This window comes from Achromobacter sp. SLBN-14, assembly GCF_006715415.1.
GTDB classification, from domain to species: domain Bacteria; phylum Pseudomonadota; class Gammaproteobacteria; order Burkholderiales; family Burkholderiaceae_B; genus Achromobacter; species Achromobacter mucicolens.
This window is the reverse complement of record NZ_VFNE01000001.1, coordinates 897,469-916,207: the sequence shown is the minus strand read 5'-3', so window position 1 is coordinate 916,207 and position 18,739 is coordinate 897,469. Positions and strand designations below refer to the sequence as shown.

Below are 18,739 nucleotides of genomic sequence, written 5' to 3'. Positions count from 1 at the left end.
CGGCTATAATCCAAATTTCCCGCACGCGCCCGCTCGTCCCGGGTGCTCATTACGATGACCAAATACGTATTTGTCACCGGCGGTGTGGTGTCTTCCCTGGGCAAGGGCATCGCCGCCGCGTCGCTTGCCGCCATCCTTGAGTCGCGTGGTTTGCAAGTAACCATGCTGAAGCTCGACCCCTACATCAACGTCGATCCGGGCACGATGAGCCCCTTCCAGCATGGTGAGGTGTTCGTCACGGAAGACGGCGCCGAGACCGACCTGGACCTGGGCCACTACGAGCGTTTCATTTCCGCTCGCATGCACAAGGTGAACAACTTCACCACCGGCCAGATCTACGAATCCGTGCTGCGCAAGGAACGCCGTGGCGACTACCTGGGCAAGACCGTCCAGGTGATTCCGCACATCACGAACGAAATCCAGGACTTCATCGCCCGTGGCGCCGAAGCCGGCTGGAATGGCAACACCGACGTCGCCATCGTGGAAATCGGCGGCACGGTGGGCGACATCGAATCGCTGCCGTTCCTCGAAGCCGCCCGCCAGATGAGCCTGCGCATGGGCCGCAACAACGCGGCCTTCGTCCATCTGACGCTCGTGCCCTTCATCGCCTCCGCCGGCGAACTGAAGACCAAGCCCACGCAACACTCGGTGCAGAAGCTGCGCGAAATCGGCATCTACCCGAACGCGCTGCTGTGCCGCGCCGACCGCCGCATTCCGGACGACGAGCGCGCCAAGATCTCGTTGTTCTCCAACGTGCCCCTGGACGCGGTCATTTCCGTCTGGGACGCCGACTCCATCTACAAGATCCCCGCCATGCTGCACAAGCAGGGCGTGGACAACATCGTCTGCGAGGCCCTTGGCCTGACCCCGCCGCCGGCCGACCTGTCCATGTGGGACAACCTGGTCGAGGCGCTGGAACACCCCGAGCACCAGCTCACCATCGGCATGGTCGGCAAGTACGTCGACCTGACCGAGTCGTACAAGTCGCTGACCGAAGCCCTGGTTCACGCCGGCATCCACACGCGCTCGAAGATCAACATCGAGTACATCGACTCGGAAGACATCGAAACCCGCGGCACCGATCAGTTGAAGCACCTGGACGCCATTCTGGTTCCGGGCGGCTTCGGCAAGCGCGGCACCGAAGGCAAGATCGCCGCGATCCGCTACGCCCGCGAAAACGGCGTGCCGTACCTGGGCATCTGCCTGGGCATGCAGTTGGCGGTCATCGAATTCGCGCGTCACGTCGCCGGTCTGGGCGGCGCCAACAGCACGGAATTCGATCCCTCCGCGCCGCACCCGGTGGTCGCACTCATCACCGAGTGGATGGACCGCGAAGGCAAGGTCGAGAAGCGCGACACGTCGTCCGACATGGGCGGCACCATGCGCAAGGGCGCGCAACGCGTGCCGATCAAGCCCGGCACCCGCGCGCAGGCCATCTATGGCGACGAGGTGAATGAACGTCACCGCCATCGCTACGAGGTCAACAACGTCTACGTGCCGCGCCTCGAAGAAGCCGGCATGGTGATCAGCGCCCGCACGCCGACCGAGAACCTGCCCGAAATGATGGAACTGCCCAACCACCCGTGGTTCGTCGGCGTCCAGTTCCACCCGGAGTTCACGTCCACCCCCCGCGACGGCCACCCGCTGTTCTCCAGCTACATCCGCGCCGCCATCGAGCAGAAGGCTCGCCGCGGCCAGGAGGCCTGATGCGTGTCCGCGGTCCTGAGTTCCGTAAGCGGATCCTCGGGGCCGCGGGCCGATTCCCCAGCGCCGCCCTATACGGCGGCGCTTCTTTCGGATACAACCGATTAGCATCGGATATGCGTCGCCCGTGCGCCTTGCGCGACACTGGCGGCGGCGCCGTATCCGGCGTCAGACCGAAACCAACGCAACTGCTCTGAAGGAACCCCATGAGTGCCTATCTGATCGCCGACGTCAAAGTGACCAAGCCCGCGCAGTACGAGGACTACAAGCGTCTGTCCACGCTCGCCATGCGCGCGTACGATGCCAAGATCCTGGTGCGCGGCGGCGAATCGAAGCACCTCGAGGGGCGTGAACCCGGCCGCACCGTCGTCATGGAATTTCCGTCCATGGCCGCGGCGCAGGCGTTCTACGATTCCTGGCAGTACCGCCGTGCCCGCAATGCCCGCGAAGGCGCGGCCGTCATGAATATGTTTATCGTTCAGGGAATGTAAAGTCATGAGTGCAATCGTCGACATCATCGGCCGCGAGATTCTGGATTCGCGCGGCAACCCCACCGTGGAATGCGATGTGCTGCTGGAATCCGGCGCCATGGGCCGTGCGGCCGTGCCGTCGGGCGCATCCACCGGCGCCCGCGAAGCCATCGAGCTGCGCGACGGCGACAAGGGCCGTTATCTGGGCAAGGGCGTGCTGCGCGCCGTTGAAAACCTCAACACCGAAATCTCCGAAGCCCTGATGGGCCTGGATGCTCAGGAACAGACGTTCGTCGATCGCACGCTGATCGAACTGGACGGCACCGAGTCCAAGGAGCGCCTGGGCGCCAACGCCATCCTGGCCGCCAGCATGGCCGTGGCCCGCGCCGCCGCCGACGAGTCGGGCCTGTCCCTGTACCGCTATTTCGGCGGCAGCGGCCCCATGAGCATGCCCGTCCCGATGATGAACGTCATCAACGGCGGCGCGCACGCCAACAACACGCTGGACCTGCAGGAACTGATGATTCTGCCGGTGGGCGCGGGCAGCTTCCGCGAAGCCCTGCGTTGGGGCGCCGAAGTCTTTCACATGCTCAAGAAGCTGATCCACAGCCAGGGCATGTCGACCGCCGTGGGCGACGAGGGCGGTTTCGCGCCCAACGTGCCCAGCCATGAAGCCGCCATCCAGCTCATCCTGAAGGCCATCACCGAAGCCGGCTACGAGCCGGGCACGCAGATCGCCCTGGGCCTGGACTGCGCCAGCTCCGAGTTCTACCGCGACGGCAAGTACACGCTGGCCGGCGAAGGCGGCATCTCGCTGTCCTCGCAAGAATTCACGAACCTCCTGGCCACGTGGTGCGACAAGTACCCGATCATCTCGATCGAAGACGGCATGGCCGAAAACGACTGGGAAGGCTGGAAGCTCCTGACCGACCAGCTCGGCAAGAAGGTCCAGCTGGTGGGCGACGACCTGTTCGTCACCAACACCAAGATCCTGCGTGAAGGCATCCAGAAGGGCGTGGCCAACTCGATCCTCATCAAGATCAACCAGATCGGCACGCTGACGGAAACGTTTGCCGCCATCGAAATGGCCAAGCGCGCCGGCTACACCGCCGTCGTCTCGCACCGCTCGGGCGAAACCGAAGATTCGACCATTGCCGACATCGCCGTGGCGACCAACGCCATGCAGATCAAGACCGGCTCGCTGTCGCGCTCGGATCGCATGGCCAAGTACAACCAGCTGCTGCGCATCGAAGAAGAGCTGGCTGAAGTCGCGTCGTATCCCGGCCTGGAAGCTTTCTACAACCTGCGTTGATAAAAAGCGCGGCCCTGGCGTGTTGCCCGGGCCGCATCCACGCCACGACAGTTGAGGTTCCCGCGTATGCGCCTGTTGTTCCTGGTGCTGTTCGTGCTGCTAGGCCTGATCCAATACCCGCTGTGGCTGGGTAAGGGCGGCTGGTTCAAGGTCTGGGATCTGCAACGCCAGGTGGCTGAGCAGCGCGAGACCAACGAAGGCCTGCGCGCGCGCAATGCCGCCCTCGAGGCGGAAGTGCGCGATCTGGAAGGCGGATCGGGGGCCATCGAGGAACGGGCGCGCGGTGAACTGGGCATGATGCGCGACGGCGAAGTATTCGTGCACATCCTGCCCCAGAACACCCAGCCTCCTGCGGGCGCCTCGCTTTCCGCCGAGGCGCCGCCCAAGCCTGCCACCACTGGCACGCCCGCACGGGCAAACGCGCCCGCCACCCGGCCGGCCTCTGCAGCAACCACACCCCGGCCCGCGGCGGCAACGCCAGCCAGGCCCGCCGCTACCAGCGCCAACCATTCCAATTCGACCGCCCGGCAGTGATGCCCGGCGGTTTTTTTGACCTTGCCAGCGGCGGCCCGGCTTATCCAGGGCCGCAACGCATCTGGCGGCACGGTCCATACACCACGCCTTCAGGGTGGGGGCGCCTGCGCGCCCAGTCCACCGGATGCGTGTGCATTTCCTGCTCCAGCTCCACCACGATCGGCAACACGCCCTTGGCCAGCGCGTGCCCGGCGTAGCTGCCGTCCCGCCGGCCCAGCACCGCCAGCAGCGCCCGCAACGGCGGCAGCAGCGGTTTGTGCAGATACGTCAGACGCAGCCTGAGCGTGTTGGCCAGGAAGATGTCCTGGCCGCCAGGGCGTGGCGGGCGGCGGGCATGTTGCAGGTCCTGGTAGCCGTTGTCGATGGCGCGCAAGCCGGGCGCGGCGGCCACCTGCAAGCCCGCGTGCCCGTGCTCGCGGAACGACTGGTCGTCCGGCTGCAGCACTTCGATGCGCCAGGGCGCAACGCCCGTCAACGCCTTCAGATTGGCCATCGCGCTGTCCAGGCGCCGCCGCGCGCCCGACGGGCCCTCGGCGTGGGCGTGCAACGGCAGCAACGCCCGCAGAAAGGCTGCTTGCATGCGGGCCGGGTCGCCGTGGCCCGTGGCGCCGGCGCGCGCTGCTTCTGTCAGCGCCAGATGGGCCATCTGGCGCGCGCCGTGCCACTGGACGGCTTCGATGCACAGCAGACCCAGCAGCAGCACCGAGGCGCCCGCCACGGCAAATTCAAGGGCGGCCGCGCCATGCTGTCGGCGGACGGCGCGAAACACGGCAGGAAAAATAAAGGCGGTCATGGCTGCGCAGTGTGGCGCGCCCATGACCGCCCGTCGATGAGGACAATCCGGTGTGACGAAACCGTCCCGGCGGGCTTGCCGCCGGGGGGCATCAATGCACGGTGGGAGGTTCGTCTCCGGCTGCCGGCTGGTTTGCCGAGAAAAGCGCCGCGCAGTCGACGGTGTCGAACTTGTAGGGCTTGCCGCAGAAGTCGCAGGCCACGTCGACCTGTCCACGTTCTTCCAGGATGCTGTTGACCTCGGCTTCGCCCAGCGAACGCAGCATGTTGGCCACGCGTTCGCGCGTGCACGGACAGTGCCAGCTGACGGGCTGCGGATCGAAGGCGATGAGCGTTTCTTCCCAGAACAGGCGGTGGATCAGCGTGTCGATGTCCGTGGCCAGGATTTCGTCGCGCTTGAGCGTGCCGGCCAGGGCATTGATGCGCTCCCAGGTCTCGGCAGCCACCTGTTCGGTCAGGGCGCGGTCGGTTTCTCCGCCGCCGTGATGCGGCAGGCGTTGCAGCAGCATGCCGGCGGCGTGATCGGCGTCGGCCGACAGCCACAGACGCGTGTCGAGCTGTTCGGAGGCCTTCATGTAGTGTTGCAGCGCCTCGGCGACCGTGTCGCCTTCGAGCGGCACGATGCCCTGGTAGGCCTGCTGGCCGGGCAGCTTGCGCTGCGGGTCCAGCACCACGATGAAGCGCCCGTTGCCGCCGGGGTTCAACAGGCTTTGCATGTCGCCGGCGCTGGGCACCTCGTGGCCTTCGCGCATCTTGACGGTGGCGCGCAGGCTCAGGTCCGAGCGGCATTCCACCACCAGCAGGGCGATGGGGCCATCGCCCTGGATCTGGAGCACCAGCGAGCCATCGAACTTGATGTTGGCGGCGAGCAGGGTAGATGCCGCCACCAGTTCACCCAACAGGTCGGTGATGGCGGGCGGGTAGTCGTGGTTGGCCTGGACGGCCTTCCACGTGTCAGACAGGCGCACCGCTTGGACGCGGACGCTGCGGTCTTCGGTAAGGTATTTCTTGAGCTGATCGGTCATAGCGGAATGTTAGCCGATCGCGGTGAGGTATTCCCCCTGCTGGCAGCAGGGGTTGGGACGGTTGCGGGGGCGGCGAGGGGGCCCTCGGGGGAGCCGTCAGCCGATCCGTTTCAGGGCGGTCTTGTACTGTTGGCCGCGCGCCACGTAATGGGCGGTGTTCTTGTGCATGTTGGCAATTTCGTCGGCGGAAAGCTCCCGCACGATCTTGCCGATGCCGATGACCAGCGAATTGTCCGGGATGACGCGGTCTTCGGGGATGATCGCGCCGGCGCCGATCAGGCAGTTGCGGCCGATGACGGCATTGTTCAGCACGATGGCCTGCATGCCGACCAGCGCCCCTTCATGGATGGTGCAGCCGTGCAGCATGGCCTGGTGACCGACCGTGACGTTCGGGCCGATGGTCATGGGACAGCCCTCGTCGACGTGCAGGACGCTGGACTCCTGGATGTTGGTGCCTTCACGGATCAGGATGGCGTCGTTGTCGGCGCGGATGGATACATGCGACCAGATGCTGACGCCGGCTTCCAGCGTGACGTTGCCGATGAGATCCGCGCTGTCGGCCACGTAGGCTTGCGGGTCGATGCGGGGGATGAGGTCGTTGAGTTGGTAAATGGCCATGCTATGTCTCCGTTTGTCGCGCGGGGGCGGCAACGGGCACGCCAGCGTCGGTTTGGGGCGCGTGGGCCTGCGCGCGTTCTTCTTCGCGCTGCCGCAGGATGCGCCGCTGAATCTTGCCCGTGGTGGTCATGGGCAGTTCGTCCACGTATTCGATTTCCTTGGGGTACTCGTACGGCGCCAGGCGCTCGCGCACGTGTTCCTGCAGGTTTTCGGTGATTTCGCCGTGGTCCCGCTGGGCAAATTCCGGCGTCAGCACCACGTAGGCCTTGACCAGCGCGCCGCGCTCGGCATCCGGCTTGGGCACGACCGCCGCGTTGGCCACGGCCGGATGGCCGATCAGGCAGCTTTCGATCTCGCCCGGGCCGATCCGGTATCCGGCCGACTTGAACACGTCATCGGCGCGGCCGGCGTACCAGAGGTAGCCGTCCTCGTCGATGGTGGCGAGGTCGCCCGTCAGGCACCAGTCGCCCTTGAACTTGGCCTGCGTGGCCGCCTCGTTGCGCCAGTAGCCAAGGAACATCACCGGGTCGGGAAAGCCGTGGATGTCGAGCCGGTTCACGGCGATTTCGCCGGTTCCGCCCGGGGGAACCGGCACGCCGTCGCTGTCCAGCACCGCCACGTTGTGGCCCGGATACGGGCGGCCCATGGAACCGGGTTTGGCGGGCCAGCGCTTGTTGCTGTTTCCCACCACGTAGTTCATCTCGGTCTGGCCGAACATCTCGTTTGGCGTGACGCCCAGGGCCGTGCGGCACCATTCGAAGACCGTATCACCCACGCTTTCCCCGGCGCTCATGATGGAACGCAGGGCCAGCTGGTAGCGTTGGCGGGGCTCGGGCACCGCCTTCATCATCATCTTCAGGGCGGTGGGGAACAGGAACGTGTTGGTGACCTGATAGCGTTCCAGGAGCTCGAAGGCGCGCTCGACCGAGAAACGCCCGCGCGTGCCGACGATGGGATGCCCGAAATACAGGGTGGGCAGCAGCGCGTCCATCATGCCGCCGGTCCAGGCCCAGTCCGCGGGCGACCAGAACACATCCGCGGGTTTGGGGAACCAGTCCTGCGAGGCGACGAAGCCTGGCAGGTTGCCGATCAGCACGCTGTGGGGCAGCAGGGCGCCCTTGGGCGCGCCGGTGGTGCCGGAGGTATAGAGCAGGATGGCCGGATCCGACGAGCGGGTCTGGACGGCCTTGAATTCGTTGGGCTGGCGGGCCAGCAGGCTGCGCCACGGCAGCACGCGTTCGTCGGCGAAACCGATGCCGATGACCTGTTGCAGGGCGGGGCAGTTTTCAGTGACGGCCAGCAGATTGGGGCTGGAGGCGTGGTCGACGATGGCAACGCGCGCTTCGGCATCGCACAGGCGGCTTTGCAGCGCCTCGGGACCGAAGAGCGCGGACAGGGGCAGGACCACCGCCCCCACGCTGTAGATGGCCATGTGGGCGACCACGGTCTCAGGGCGTTGTCCCAATACCACACCGACCCTGTCGCCCCGGCCGACGCCCATTTTCACCAGGCCGTTGGCCAGCTGATTGGCGGCTTCCGCCAGACGGGCGAAGGTCCAGACCTCGCGGTTGCCGGACTCATCTTCGTAGTAGATGGCAATGCGCCGCGCATCCGGACTACTGGATGCCCAGCGGTGGCAGCACGCTTCCGCGATGTTGAACTGGGTGGGCACCAGCCAGCGGAATGATTGGTAGAGCGCCTGATATTGGTCGTTCATGGCCCTATGTTGTGAGCATGTTGCAGCGTGAACGGGCCATGACGCCCGCTAACCAGTTGCAAGCATGACCTAGAGGGGCTTGAACTGCAATATCCGCGTTGCGTAACGGGGACGCATAAGGGTTATCACGGGTATTTGCCTTGGCGGCGCAGGGCGGACGGCAGGGCCGGCAAGGTCAGCGACCGGGGCGGGCGGTTGGCCGGGTCGCGCTGGCGTTCGGCCTGCAACACGGCCCAGTCCAGGAGCTGGAGCTGCCCGTCGTGCGTTTCGGCCAGCGCCGTAAGGCTTTCCACCCAGTCGCCGTCATTGCAATACAGGATGCCGCCGACGTCGCGCAGTTCGGCCTTGTGGATATGGCCGCAGACCACGCCGTCCAGGCCGCGGCGCCGCGCCTCGCCGGCCAACGCCTCCTCGAAGTCGGTGATGAACGACACCGCGTTCTTGACCTTGTGCTTCAGGTACTGGGACAGCGACCAGTAATGTAGGCCCAGCCGGTGGCGCAGGCGGTTGAAGTGGTGGTTGATCCAGAGAGCAAGCTGGTAGAGCCCGTCGCCCAGGTGCGCCAGCCAGCGGCTGTGCTGGATGACGCCGTCGAACTGGTCCCCGTGCAGCACGAGCAGCCGCAGCCCCTTGGCCGTGACATGCACGTCCTCGTCCAGGACCTCGATGTCGCCGAAGGCGAAACCCGCGAACTCCCGGGCGAACTCGTCATGGTTGCCGGGGATGAACACCACGCGGGTGCCGTTGCGGGCCTTGCGCAGGATGCGCTGGATCACGTCGTTGTGCGCGCGGGGCCAATGCCAGTGCTTGCGCAACTGCCAGCCGTCGACGATGTCGCCGACCAGATAGAGGGTGTCCGAATCGTTGTGATCCAGGAAATCGAGCAGGAATTCCGCCTTGCACCCGGCAGTGCCCAGGTGAATATCGGAAATCCAGAGGGCGCGCCAATGCGCGGGTTGGATTTCGTTCACGGTCGCTTCCCTGTGGGCAGTGGTCATGCTTGAGCATGAGACCACCTCGCGATGACGTGTGCGTGACGGATCCGTGACACGGTTGTGACGGCGCGCGCGGGCAGGGGCCGCGCGCCGCCGGTCCGGCGGATCAGGACTGTTCGGTGCCCTTCTTGCCCTTCAGACGCTTCCAGGCCGCGCCGCCCAGCGCGGCCGCGGCCAGGATGCCCACCTTGGCAAACTTGGCCAGGAATGCCGCGATCACCGCGAACAGCCCGAGCTTCTTGGCGGCCACGCCCGCCACGAGGGCCGCCAGACCGTACTCGGCAACCTTGTCGCTCGAGGCGTCGAAATCGGCGTAGCGCTTGCCTTGCACGTAATGCAGGTTGTCCAGCAGGGCCAGCACCGCGGCCTTGTCCGTGGGCACCTTGTTCTTTTCGGTGATCAGATCCAGCGTGATGTAGCCGTCGCGGCCCAGCGCATAGGTGTTGTAGTTGACCGTGCCGTCTTCGTCCGCGGCCGCGCCCTTGTGCTTGGCAGCCACCGACCAGACCAGGCGTTGGTTGTTGCTGTCGTACTTGGGCGTCTCCACCCAGCCGTCCACCGTCAATTCGGGAAAGCCGCGCTTCTTGCGTTCCTCGTTGGACGCCTCGGTGCCTTCACGTAGGCTGTCCAGCAACTCGCCCACGTTCCAGTTCCGGGCGTCGTCGTCCTTGATATAGCCCGCCTTGTCGAAGTTGATGGTGACGACCCAGTCCTCATCGTCGCTCTTGGGCATCACGACGCCCAGCAGCGAGGGATCCTTGCCGTTGCCGTAGGCCTGCATCAGCCGCTCGGCTTGCGGGCGGGGCACGAAAAACATGTTGTGGGGCAGCTTCAGGGTTGCCTGGTCGCCAAGCGTTACGTCGTCAGGGCCTTGCCGGGCCGCCGCAAAGGCAGCTTTGGACGCCGCTTCGATCTCCTGCTGGGCCGAGGCGTTCTGGGCGGACGCGCCTGCGTGCAGGAACAACAGCGCGCTGGCGAAGGCCAGCGACAGGCGGGAAAGGAATGCGCGCATGGTGATGATGAAGCCGTAAATTAATTGGGGCCTCATTGTCCCGGCGTGCGGCTGTCATCTTTCTGAACAGGGGGGCGTAGATGGTCTGCGCCTTGGCCCGCATCAAACCGGGGCGGCGCCCGCATGCCGGCGCACCGGCGGCGCGGTTCAACTGGCCTTTTTGCCCTTGGCTTGCGGCGCATTGCGCAGGCGCGTGCCCAGGATCCGGTCGTGCAGGAACTGGCCGTCGGGATCCAGCCAGGACCAGATGAAGATCGCGAAGGGAGCGGCCACGATGAACATGTCCACCGAAGGCCATCCCGTGGCCAGCGCCGCCGCCCAGACCAGCGCGGCGCCCGCCAGCACCAGCGGCCAGGCAAGGATGTAGCGCAGGATCAGCAGGCCGGTCGACGGGGTGTTGCCGTGGCGATCCACCAGCCGGATGTTCCACGTCTTCATGGGCAGCGTCTGCCCGCGGCGTCGCCAGCACAACACGAAATAGGCACCGATCGCCACGAACAGCCACGCCTGGCGCGCGGCCCGCAATTCCAGCGCGTTGCGGCTCTGGGTAAGCGTGTCCAGCAGGTAGCCCGCCAGAAACACGACGCCGAACAGCAGCACGGCTTCGTACATCATGCAGGCAAACCGGCGCAGCCGGTTCGGAGTCTGGTCGAGGGTGGCGTCATTCATGGACCGGTATTATCCATAAATTGTTGCTGCCCCGCCTTCGGGCGGCCGGGCGGCGGGGCGCCGCCGCTGCGCTTCGGTGCGCGCGCGAAAAAAAAACCCGCCGTTGAGGGCGGGTCTATAAAAGGGGCTATGCAGCCCCCAAGGGGAAAATCGTTGGGCCAGCGGCCCAGGCCTTGCTTAGGCAGCGGAATGCGCGTTCTTGGCGCTCGTCTTGCCAGCCAGGGCCTTGATGCCGTGGGCCAGCTTGCGCAGGCCTGCAGCCAACGCCCGCATCGGATGCGGGCGGAATTGTTCTTCGATAGCCTGGAGCATCAGTTGACGCTCGAGTTCGTCGGTCAGGCGAATGGTGTTGTTCGGGTTGATCACTATAGCCTCCACGGGCTTGCACAGTTGTTTGCTACTAGGGATAACCCGGATTATAGGGGTTTACCCTGAAACTATGCAAGTGGCCGATGCAGGCTGGTGCAACTTGGCAACACCTTGGTGCTGATGATGCCCCAAAACCGCGCGGCGGGGCACCATAAGCAAAGATAGGCGCGCCATGTTGCGGCGCTTTTACAACGTGCTCAGGCGTCGCGGTAGCCGGCGGCAACCAGTTCAAAGCCGAACAGGCGGCAGTCCAGCGCGCCGTTGTGCAGCGGAATGCGCCGCTTGGGCTTCAGGCGCATCTGATTGGGCAGCGTCAGGTCGCTGGTGATGACATGCAGCTGCCAGCCCGCGAAATTACGCTTCAGGCAACTGGCCCAGTCGCGCCACAGGTCCTCGTCCTGTTCCGCGCCCATGCGCTCGCCGTAGGGCGGGTTGGTGACGATCCAGCCGTGGTCGGCGGGCGCCGTCACCTCGCGCGCATCACCCACTTCAAAGCGGATCGAATCGGCCGTCAGCCAGGCGCGCTCGGCGTTGTTGCGGGCGTATTCGATGGCCAGGGGGTTCAGGTCGTAGCCGACCAGCGGGGCATCGAGCTGGGGCAGGATGCGGGCGCGGGCGTCGTCCTTCAGGTCTCGCCAGCGGTAGGCATCGTGGCCGCGCAGGCGCTCGAACCCGAACGGGCGGGAAATGCCCGGGGGCACGCCCAGGGCAATCCAGGCCGCTTCGATCAGAATGGTGCCGGACCCGCAGAAGGGGTCCAGCAGCGGCGCGGCCGGATCCCAGCCCGCCAGCGCCAGCATGCCCGCCGCCAGGTTTTCGCGCAGCGGGGCCTCGCCCTTGTCCAGGCGCCAGCCGCGCTTGAAGAGGGATTCGCCCGACGTGTCCAGGTACAGCGTCGCCGTGTGGCCCGTCAGGAAGAGGTGCACACGCGCATCCGGGCGCACCGTGTCGATGCTGGGGCGCTCGCCTTCGAGCTCGCGCAGGCGGTCGCAGATGCCGTCCTTGGCGCGCAGATTGCAGTACTGCAGGCTTTGCACCGGACTCTTGATGGCCGACGTGTCCACGCGCAGCGTCTGTTCGGCGCCGAACCAGCGCTCCCAGGGGGTGTCGCGGGCCAGATCCAGGATGTCGTCTTCGTGCGAAATCTCGGCATGCGCCACCTGCACCAGAATGCGGGTCGCCAGCCGCGAATACAGGTTGGCGCGCTGGATGCCCGACCAGTCGGACGTGAACGAACAGCCCGCCCGGCCGGCCTTGGCGTCTTCGTAGCCAAGCGCCTGCATTTCGGCGGTCAGCGCTTCTTCCAGGCCTTGCGGGCAGGGCGCGAATACCGTGAAGGTTTCCGCCTGGCGCGGTTCGCGCGGGCGGCGGCTGCGCACGTCGACGCGGGGCGCATCGCGCTCGCTTCGTACATCCGGCTCATGAGCGAAATCGGACTCGCCCGCAAAGTCGGCGTCGTGCGCGTGTTCGGGTTCGGGCGCGAATTCGGGGGCGGGACCGTCGTCTTCGAACGGGTCGTAGAAGCGGCCCGCAGGCGTGGCCGGCGCGATGTACTGGTCGTCCAGGCGCGGCGCGCGCTGCGGCGTGCGTCCGGCGCGCGGGCTGGGGGCGTCATCGCGGCGGGCGTCGCCCGCGCGGTCGCGGTCGGGAGCGCCACGGCGCGGCGCGGGACGGTCGGACGGACCCCGGTTGGCGGGACCGCGGTCGTACTGGCCGCGTTCAGACTGGCCGGGGCGCGAGGACGTGCCGCGGGCGGGCTTGCGGGCGCCGCGCGCCTCTTCTTCCTGACGCCGCTGGTAGCCGGCGGGGTCCTTCTGGCGTTCGGTGTTTTCGCGGGTGCGCTCGATCTGCGCCACCAGGCGCGCGCGGGCGCCGGTGCGGGTGCGCTTGCCCGCGCCTTCGGCCTGGGCGTCGCGGGCCGTTTTCTTGATCGTCAGCGTCTTGCGCGGGCGGTCCTGTTCATCAGAGGACATACGAATCCTGGCGAATGTGCAAAGGTAGGGGTATCAGAAGGGTTTGACGACGACCAGCGCCACCACCACCAAGAGCAGCAAGACGGGAACTTCGTTGAACCAGCGATAGAACTTGTGCGAACGGGTGTTCTTGCCCTGTTCGAATTTGCGCAGCATGAGGCCACAGGCGTGATGGTAGCCGATGACGAGCAGCACGAAAAAGAGCTTGGCGTGCATCCAGCCATTGCCGGGGCCCACGCCGATACGGTAACCCACGTAAAGCCACATCCCGAAAATGATGGCCACGACCGCCAGAATGGTGGTGAAGCGGTACAGCCGGCGCGCCATGCCGAGGAGGGTCGTCTGCACGGCGGGATCCGACTGCTGGGCCAGGTTCACAAAGATGCGCGGCAGATAGAACAGGCCGGCAAACCAGGAGGCGATGAAGACGATGTGAAAGGTCTTGACCCAGAGCATGGCCATGGCGCGATCCAATTGAGGAAAGCCGCATTGTATGCGCGCCGGTGGCCGATACCCGTGGCCGCCGGTGTCTGACACCCGCTTGCGCGCGGCATCAGATTGGGCGGCTGCGTCGGGGGGCTGGCACCCTTTAGATCACAAAGAGGTCCATGTACTCATGGACCGGCATCGACTCCAGGGTCGCCTGCGCCAGCGATGCGTCCAGGATGCGCTGCTGCTGGCGCGGCGGGAATATGCGGGCCAGATTGGTGCGGAACTTGGCTTCCAGCAGCGGGATGCCGTCGGCGCGGCGGCGCTTGTGGCCGATGGGGTATTCGCAGACGATCTCGTCGAGCGCCGTGCCATCGTTGAACTGCACGGTCAGCGCATTGGCGATCGAGCGCTTGGCGGGGTTGTGATAGTCGCTGGTGAAGGCTGGATCCTCGACGCAGACGATCTTGGCGCGCAGCGCGTCGATACGCGGATCCTGCGCGATCTCGTCTTCGTAGTCGCCCGCCGTCAGGCGCCCGAACAGCAGCGGCACAGCCACCATGTACTGGATGCAGTGGTCGCGGTCGGCGGGATTGTTCAGCGGACCCTTCTTGTCGATGATGCGGATGCACGCCTCGTGCGTGCGTATCCGGATCTGCTTGATGTCGTCGGCCGTCTTGCCCAGCGACTTGAGCAGGCCGTGGATCTGCATGGCGCATTCGACGGCGGTCTGCGCATGGAATTCGGCCGGAAACGAAATCTTGAACAGCACGTTTTCCATCACGTAGCTGCCGTAGGGCCGCTGGAACTTGAACGGCTGGCCCTTGAAGAGCACGTCGTAAAAGCCCCAGGTCTTGGCGGTCAGCACCGAGGGATACCCCATTTCGCCGGTGCGGGCGATCAGCGCCAGGCGCACCGCGCGGCTGGTGGCATCGCCGGCGGCCCAGCTTTTGCGGCTGCCGGTGTTGGGGGCGTGGCGGTAGGTGCGCAGGCTCTGGCCGTCGACCCAGGCGAGCGACACGGCGTTGACGACTTCGTCGCGGGACAGCCCAAGCATTTGCGCAACGACCGCCGTGGAGGCCACCTTGACCAGCACGACGTGGTCCAGGCCGACCTTGTTGAAGGAGTTCTCCAGGGCGATGCACCCCTGGATCTCGTGCGCCTTGATCATGCCGGTCAGCACGTCGCGCATCGTGAGCGGGGGCTTGCCCGACGCGACCGCCGTGCGCGAAAGCCAGTCGGCCGTGGCGAGGATGCCGCCCAGGTTGTCCGACGGGTGGCCCCATTCGGCCGCGAGCCACGTGTCGTTGAAGTCCAGCCAGCGGATCATGGCGCCGATGTTGAACGCGGCCTGGACGGGGTCGAGCTGGAACTGCGTGCCGGGCACCTTGGCGCCCTGGGGCACCACGGTGCCCGGCACGACCGGGCCCAGCAGTTTGCGGCACGCCGGATACTCCAGCGCTTCCAGGCCGCAGCCCAGGGTGTCGATCAGGCAGTTGCGTGCCGTCTCGTAGGCCAGGTCGCTGCGGACTTCAAAATTCAGAACGTAGTCCGCGATATCGGCCAGGACCTGGTCGGGCTCGGGACGTACGTTCGAGATCGGGGCAGACATAGCAGTACCTCTTCGGAAAAGTGAATACAGGTGGCCATGCCGCGCCCTCGATCGTTTTTACTTCCGCTTGGCTTTACTTGCGCTTGTCGATGGGCACGAACTTCTGGTCTTCCGGGCCCACGTAGTTGGCGGTGGGGCGGATGATCTTGTTGTCGATGCGCTGCTCGATGATGTGGGCCGACCAGCCCGCGGTGCGCGCAATGACGAACAGCGGGGTGAACATGGCCGTGGGCACGCCCATCATGTGGTAGCTGACGGCCGAGAACCAGTCCAGGTTGGGGAACATCTTCTTGACGTCCCACATGACGGTTTCCAGGCGTTCGGCGATGTCGAACATCTTGGTCGTGCCGGCCTTCTTGGACAGCTTCTTGGCGACGTCCTTGATAACCTTGTTGCGCGGATCGGAAACCGTGTAGACCGGGTGACCGAATCCGATGATGACTTCCTTGGCTTCCACGCGGCGGCGGATGTCGGCCTCGGCTTCGTCCGGGGTTTCATAGCGCTTCTGCACTTCGAACGCCACTTCGTTGGCGCCGCCGTGCTTGGGGCCGCGCAGCGCGCCGATGGCGCCCGAGATGGCCGAGAACATGTCCGAACCCGTGCCGGCGATGACGCGGGCCGTGAACGTGGAGGCGTTGAATTCGTGCTCGGCGTACAGGTTCAGCGAAATGTGCATCGCCTTGACCCATTCGTCGCTCGGCTTTTCGCCATGCAGCAGGTGCAGGAAGTGGCCGCCGATGCTGTCGTCGTCCGTCTGCACGTCGATGACGCGGCCGTTGTGGCTGTAGTGGTACCAGTAGAGCAGGGCCGAGCCCAGGTTGGCCATCAGGCGGTCGGCGATGTCGCGCGCGCCCGGGGTGTTGTGGTCGTCCTTTTCAGGCAGCACGCAGCCCAGCACCGACACGGCCGTGCGCATCACGTCCATCGGATGGCTGGCGGCGGGCAGGGCTTCCAGGGCGACCTGCAGCTGCGCGGGCAGGCCGCGCAGGCTGCGCAGCTTTTCCTTGTAGGCCTTCAGTTCGGCCTTGTTGGGCAGCTTGCCATGGACCAGCAAGTGAGCAATTTCCTCGAACTCGCTGGTATCGGCGATGTCCAGGATGTCGTAGCCGCGATAGTGCAGGTCGTTGCCGCTGCGGCCGACGGTGCACAGGGCGGTGTTGCCCGCGACCACGCCGGACAGCGCAACCGACTTCTTGGGCTTGAAACCGGCCTTTTCTTCCGGCTTGGCGTCCGATTTGGCTTCTTGCTTCTTGGGAGCCGTGCTCATGTCTCTACTCCTTTCCTTACGCGATGGAAGATGCAATGGGTGGCGGACGGCGCCGCGGGGTTGCCGCGGCGGCGCCTGGACGTTGCGGGATTACGCCTTGCCCTTCTGGAAGAGCGCATCCAGTCTGGATTCGAACTCGTGATAGCCGATGCGATCGTACAGTTCCTCGCGGGTCTGCATCAGGTCGACCACGTTCTTCTGGTGGCCGTCGCGGCGGATCGCGGTGTAGACGGCCTCGGCGGCCTTGTTCATGGCGCGGAAGGCCGACAGCGGGTACAGCACCATGCCCACGCCGACGCTCTTCAGTTCTTCGACCGAGAAGAGCGGCGTCTTGCCGAATTCGGTGATGTTGGCCAGCACGGGCACCTTGACGGCCTTCACGAAGCGGTCGTAGGTGGGCAGGTCGTAGGCGGCTTCGGCGAAGATCGCGTCGGCCCCGGCTTCCACGCAGGCCAGCGCGCGCTCGATGGCGGCGTCCACGCCGTGCGAGGCAATCGCGTCGGTGCGGGCGATCAGGTAGAAGTCGCTGTCGGTGCGCGCGTCGGCGGCGGCCTTCACGCGGTCGGCCATTTCCTCGGTCGTGACGATTTCCTTGCCGGGACGGTGACCGCAGCGCTTGGCGCCCACCTGGTCCTCGATGTGGCAGGCGGCCGCGCCGAACTTGATCAGGCTCTTGACCGTGCGGGCGATGTTGAACGCCGACGGGCCGAAGCCGGTGTCGATGTCCACCAGCAGCGGCACATCGCACACGTCGGTGATGCGGCGCACGTCGGTCAGGACGTCGTCCATGGTGTTGATGCCCAGGTCCGGCAGGCCCAGCGAACCGGCTGCGACGCCGCCGCCGGACAGGTAGATGGCGCGATAGCCGGCGCGCTTGGCCAAGAGGGCGTGGTTGGCGTTGATGGCGCCGATGATCTGCAGGGGATTTTCTTCGGCGAGCGCGCGGCGAAAGAGGGCGCCGGGCGAGTCGGGTCTGGACATGGTTGTCTCCTGTTCTTGGTAGCCCACGACGTTATCGCGGGTCCGAAAAATAAATCTGTCCCCTGCGCGACAATCCCGCGGCGCGTACCTTTGCGGCTTGGCAAAGAGACAGGTGTATTTCCCGGTGCTGCCTGCATGGCGGGCCGCGCGTGGCGGACCCGCCTAAGGAATGGGCCCGCATGAACGGGCCCAAACCTTTACTGCGCGCTGCTTACTTCAGCAGGTCCTTGACGCCGTCGCGCTCTTCGAGGAGCTCTTTCAGCGTGAAGTCCAGGCGCTCACGCGAGAAGGCGTCGATTTCCAGGCCTTCGACGCGCTTGTATTCGCCGTTTTCGGTCGTGACCGGCACGCCGTAGATGATGCCTTCGGGGATGCCGTAGGAGCCGTCCGACGGGATGCCCATCGTGACCCACTTGCCGTTGCTGCCCAGGACCCAGTCACGGACGTGGTCGATGGCGGCGTTGGCGGCCGAAGCGGCCGAGGACAGGCCACGGGCTTCGATGATGGCGGCGCCGCGCTTGCCCACGGTGGGGATGAACGTGTCGCGGTTCCAGGCGTCGTCGTTGATGAGCTTGGACAGCGATTCGCCGCCGACGGTGGCGAAGCGGTAGTCGGGGTACATCGTGGGCGAGTGGTTGCCCCAGACGATCAGATTTTCGATGTCGGCCACGGCCTTGCCCGACTTGGCGGCCAGTTGCGACAGCGCGCGGTTGTGGTCCAGGCGCAGCATGGCGGTGAAGTTCTTGGCGGGCAGGTCCGGCGCCGACTTCATGGCGATGTAGGCGTTGGTGTTGGCGGGGTTGCCCACGACCAGCACCTTGACGTTGCGGCTGGCGACGTCGTTCAGGGCCTTGCCCTGCGCCGTGAAGATCTGCGCGTTGACGGACAGCAGGTCCTTGCGCTCCATGCCCGGGCCGCGGGGGCGGGCGCCCACCAGCAGGGCCACGTCGGCGTCCTTGAAGGCGGTGCGCGGATCGCTGTGCGCGGTCACTTCCTGCAGCAGCGGGAAGGCGCAGTCATCCAATTCCATGATGACGCCCTTCAGGGCCTTTTGCGCTTTCTCGTCGGGGATTTCCAGCAGTTGCAGGATGACGGGTTGATCTTTACCCAGCATTTCGCCCGAGGCGATGCGGAATAGCAGTGCGTAACCGATTTGGCCGGCGGCGCCGGTGACGGCGACACGCAAGGCAGGCTTGGACATGAACGTTCTCCGTAATGGTTTGGCGAGAAAGAAATCTCACCAATCAGTGTAATCGTTGG

The 18,739-nt window shown here is 65.7% G+C and carries 18 protein-coding genes; 4 read left to right on the top strand and 14 right to left on the bottom strand.

What is annotated here, in order from left to right; translation table 11 throughout:
• Positions 1-54 precede the first annotated feature (54 nt).
• The 4 genes from FBY20_RS04190 to ftsB all read left to right on the top strand — a co-directional run bounded on the left by FBY20_RS04190 (position 55) and on the right by ftsB (position 4,020).
• A complete protein-coding gene (locus FBY20_RS04190) occupies positions 55-1,707 on the top strand; it encodes a CTP synthase (RefSeq protein ID WP_056322044.1) in 1,653 nt (550 codons plus the stop codon).
• A gap of 203 nt (positions 1,708-1,910) precedes the next feature.
• A complete protein-coding gene (locus FBY20_RS04180; protein WP_056322046.1) occupies positions 1,911-2,195 on the top strand; it encodes a DUF1330 domain-containing protein in 285 nt (94 codons plus the stop codon).
• A gap of 4 nt (positions 2,196-2,199) precedes the next feature.
• Entirely contained in the window at positions 2,200-3,486 is a 1,287-nt protein-coding gene (eno, locus tag FBY20_RS04175) for a phosphopyruvate hydratase (RefSeq protein ID WP_062838541.1), read from the top strand.
• A gap of 66 nt (positions 3,487-3,552) precedes the next feature.
• Complete coding sequence (gene ftsB / locus FBY20_RS04170) at positions 3,553-4,020, top strand: cell division protein FtsB (protein WP_142050246.1); 468 nt, start codon at positions 3,553-3,555, stop codon at positions 4,018-4,020.
• Between the two features lie 40 nt (positions 4,021-4,060).
• Here ftsB and FBY20_RS04165 read toward each other — a convergent pair whose 3' ends face one another.
• From FBY20_RS04165 to FBY20_RS04100, 14 genes are all read right to left on the bottom strand, one after another.
• Entirely contained in the window at positions 4,061-4,813 is a 753-nt protein-coding gene (locus tag FBY20_RS04165) for a TadE/TadG family type IV pilus assembly protein (protein ID WP_142050242.1), read from the bottom strand.
• A 91-nt stretch (positions 4,814-4,904) separates the two neighbouring features.
• Entirely contained in the window at positions 4,905-5,837 is a 933-nt protein-coding gene (gene hslO / locus FBY20_RS04160; RefSeq protein WP_056322057.1) for an Hsp33 family molecular chaperone HslO, read from the bottom strand.
• A gap of 96 nt (positions 5,838-5,933) precedes the next feature.
• On the bottom strand, positions 5,934-6,455 hold the full coding sequence (locus FBY20_RS04155; protein ID WP_056322060.1) for a gamma carbonic anhydrase family protein: 522 nt from the start codon (positions 6,453-6,455) through the stop codon (positions 5,934-5,936).
• Between the two features lies 1 nt (position 6,456).
• A complete protein-coding gene (locus FBY20_RS04150; RefSeq protein ID WP_056322062.1) occupies positions 6,457-8,172 on the bottom strand; it encodes an acyl-CoA synthetase in 1,716 nt (571 codons plus the stop codon).
• A 125-nt stretch (positions 8,173-8,297) separates the two neighbouring features.
• Positions 8,298-9,170 (bottom strand): UDP-2,3-diacylglucosamine diphosphatase, encoded by an 873-nt coding sequence (locus FBY20_RS04145; RefSeq protein ID WP_128827694.1) that lies wholly within the window; start codon positions 9,168-9,170, stop codon positions 8,298-8,300.
• Positions 9,171-9,273: 103 nt separating this feature from the next.
• Positions 9,274-10,179 carry a DUF2167 domain-containing protein gene (locus FBY20_RS04140; RefSeq protein ID WP_056322737.1) on the bottom strand — a complete coding sequence of 302 codons (906 nt, stop codon included), beginning with the start codon at positions 10,177-10,179 and terminating at the stop codon, positions 9,274-9,276.
• A gap of 147 nt (positions 10,180-10,326) precedes the next feature.
• Positions 10,327-10,848: an RDD family protein gene (locus tag FBY20_RS04135; protein WP_056322067.1), complete on the bottom strand. Its 522-nt coding sequence runs from the start codon at positions 10,846-10,848 to the stop codon at positions 10,327-10,329.
• Positions 10,849-11,025: 177 nt separating this feature from the next.
• Entirely contained in the window at positions 11,026-11,214 is a 189-nt protein-coding gene (locus FBY20_RS04130) for a hypothetical protein (RefSeq protein WP_008161862.1), read from the bottom strand.
• A 200-nt stretch (positions 11,215-11,414) separates the two neighbouring features.
• The gene (locus tag FBY20_RS04125; RefSeq protein ID WP_142050239.1) at positions 11,415-13,190 is read right to left on the bottom strand and encodes a THUMP domain-containing protein; all 1,776 of its coding nucleotides are present in this window, start codon (positions 13,188-13,190) and stop codon (positions 11,415-11,417) included.
• A 33-nt stretch (positions 13,191-13,223) separates the two neighbouring features.
• Positions 13,224-13,652, bottom strand: a complete 429-nt coding sequence (locus tag FBY20_RS04120; protein ID WP_172802131.1) for a CopD family protein — start codon at positions 13,650-13,652, stop codon at positions 13,224-13,226.
• A 127-nt stretch (positions 13,653-13,779) separates the two neighbouring features.
• The gene (locus FBY20_RS04115; protein ID WP_142050236.1) at positions 13,780-15,231 is read right to left on the bottom strand and encodes a bifunctional 2-methylcitrate dehydratase/aconitate hydratase; all 1,452 of its coding nucleotides are present in this window, start codon (positions 15,229-15,231) and stop codon (positions 13,780-13,782) included.
• Positions 15,232-15,304: 73 nt separating this feature from the next.
• Positions 15,305-16,498: a 2-methylcitrate synthase gene (gene prpC / locus FBY20_RS04110; RefSeq protein ID WP_056322074.1), complete on the bottom strand. Its 1,194-nt coding sequence runs from the start codon at positions 16,496-16,498 to the stop codon at positions 15,305-15,307.
• A 90-nt stretch (positions 16,499-16,588) separates the two neighbouring features.
• Positions 16,589-17,479, bottom strand: a complete 891-nt coding sequence (gene prpB / locus FBY20_RS04105; RefSeq protein WP_056322077.1) for a methylisocitrate lyase — start codon at positions 17,477-17,479, stop codon at positions 16,589-16,591.
• 211 nt (positions 17,480-17,690) lie between these two features.
• On the bottom strand, positions 17,691-18,680 hold the full coding sequence (locus tag FBY20_RS04100) for a malate dehydrogenase (protein ID WP_056322080.1): 990 nt from the start codon (positions 18,678-18,680) through the stop codon (positions 17,691-17,693).
• Positions 18,681-18,739 lie beyond the last annotated feature (59 nt).

What these genes read in the sequence shown, in the direction of transcription:
- eno (WP_062838541.1), top strand. Translation starts at nt 2,200, where the DNA reads ATGAGTGCAATCGTCGACATCATCGGCCGCGAGATTCTGGATTCGCGC.
- FBY20_RS04165 (WP_142050242.1), bottom strand. Translation starts at nt 4,813, where the DNA reads ATGACCGCCTTTATTTTTCCTGCCGTGTTTCGCGCCGTCCGCCGACAG.
- FBY20_RS04150 (WP_056322062.1), bottom strand. Translation starts at nt 8,172, where the DNA reads ATGAACGACCAATATCAGGCGCTCTACCAATCATTCCGCTGGCTGGTG.
- FBY20_RS04135 (WP_056322067.1), bottom strand. Translation starts at nt 10,848, where the DNA reads ATGAATGACGCCACCCTCGACCAGACTCCGAACCGGCTGCGCCGGTTT.
- FBY20_RS04120 (WP_172802131.1), bottom strand. Translation starts at nt 13,652, where the DNA reads ATGGCCATGCTCTGGGTCAAGACCTTTCACATCGTCTTCATCGCCTCC.
- FBY20_RS04145 (WP_128827694.1), bottom strand. Translation starts at nt 9,170, where the DNA reads ATGACCACTGCCCACAGGGAAGCGACCGTGAACGAAATCCAACCCGCG.
- FBY20_RS04155 (WP_056322060.1), bottom strand. Translation starts at nt 6,455, where the DNA reads ATGGCCATTTACCAACTCAACGACCTCATCCCCCGCATCGACCCGCAA.
- FBY20_RS04115 (WP_142050236.1), bottom strand. Translation starts at nt 15,231, where the DNA reads ATGTCTGCCCCGATCTCGAACGTACGTCCCGAGCCCGACCAGGTCCTG.
- FBY20_RS04190 (WP_056322044.1), top strand. Translation starts at nt 55, where the DNA reads ATGACCAAATACGTATTTGTCACCGGCGGTGTGGTGTCTTCCCTGGGC.
- FBY20_RS04180 (WP_056322046.1), top strand. Translation starts at nt 1,911, where the DNA reads ATGAGTGCCTATCTGATCGCCGACGTCAAAGTGACCAAGCCCGCGCAG.
- FBY20_RS04100 (WP_056322080.1), bottom strand. Translation starts at nt 18,680, where the DNA reads ATGTCCAAGCCTGCCTTGCGTGTCGCCGTCACCGGCGCCGCCGGCCAA.
- prpB (WP_056322077.1), bottom strand. Translation starts at nt 17,479, where the DNA reads ATGTCCAGACCCGACTCGCCCGGCGCCCTCTTTCGCCGCGCGCTCGCC.
- FBY20_RS04140 (WP_056322737.1), bottom strand. Translation starts at nt 10,179, where the DNA reads ATGCGCGCATTCCTTTCCCGCCTGTCGCTGGCCTTCGCCAGCGCGCTG.
- prpC (WP_056322074.1), bottom strand. Translation starts at nt 16,498, where the DNA reads ATGAGCACGGCTCCCAAGAAGCAAGAAGCCAAATCGGACGCCAAGCCG.
- FBY20_RS04125 (WP_142050239.1), bottom strand. Translation starts at nt 13,190, where the DNA reads ATGTCCTCTGATGAACAGGACCGCCCGCGCAAGACGCTGACGATCAAG.
- ftsB (WP_142050246.1), top strand. Translation starts at nt 3,553, where the DNA reads ATGCGCCTGTTGTTCCTGGTGCTGTTCGTGCTGCTAGGCCTGATCCAA.
- hslO (WP_056322057.1), bottom strand. Translation starts at nt 5,837, where the DNA reads ATGACCGATCAGCTCAAGAAATACCTTACCGAAGACCGCAGCGTCCGC.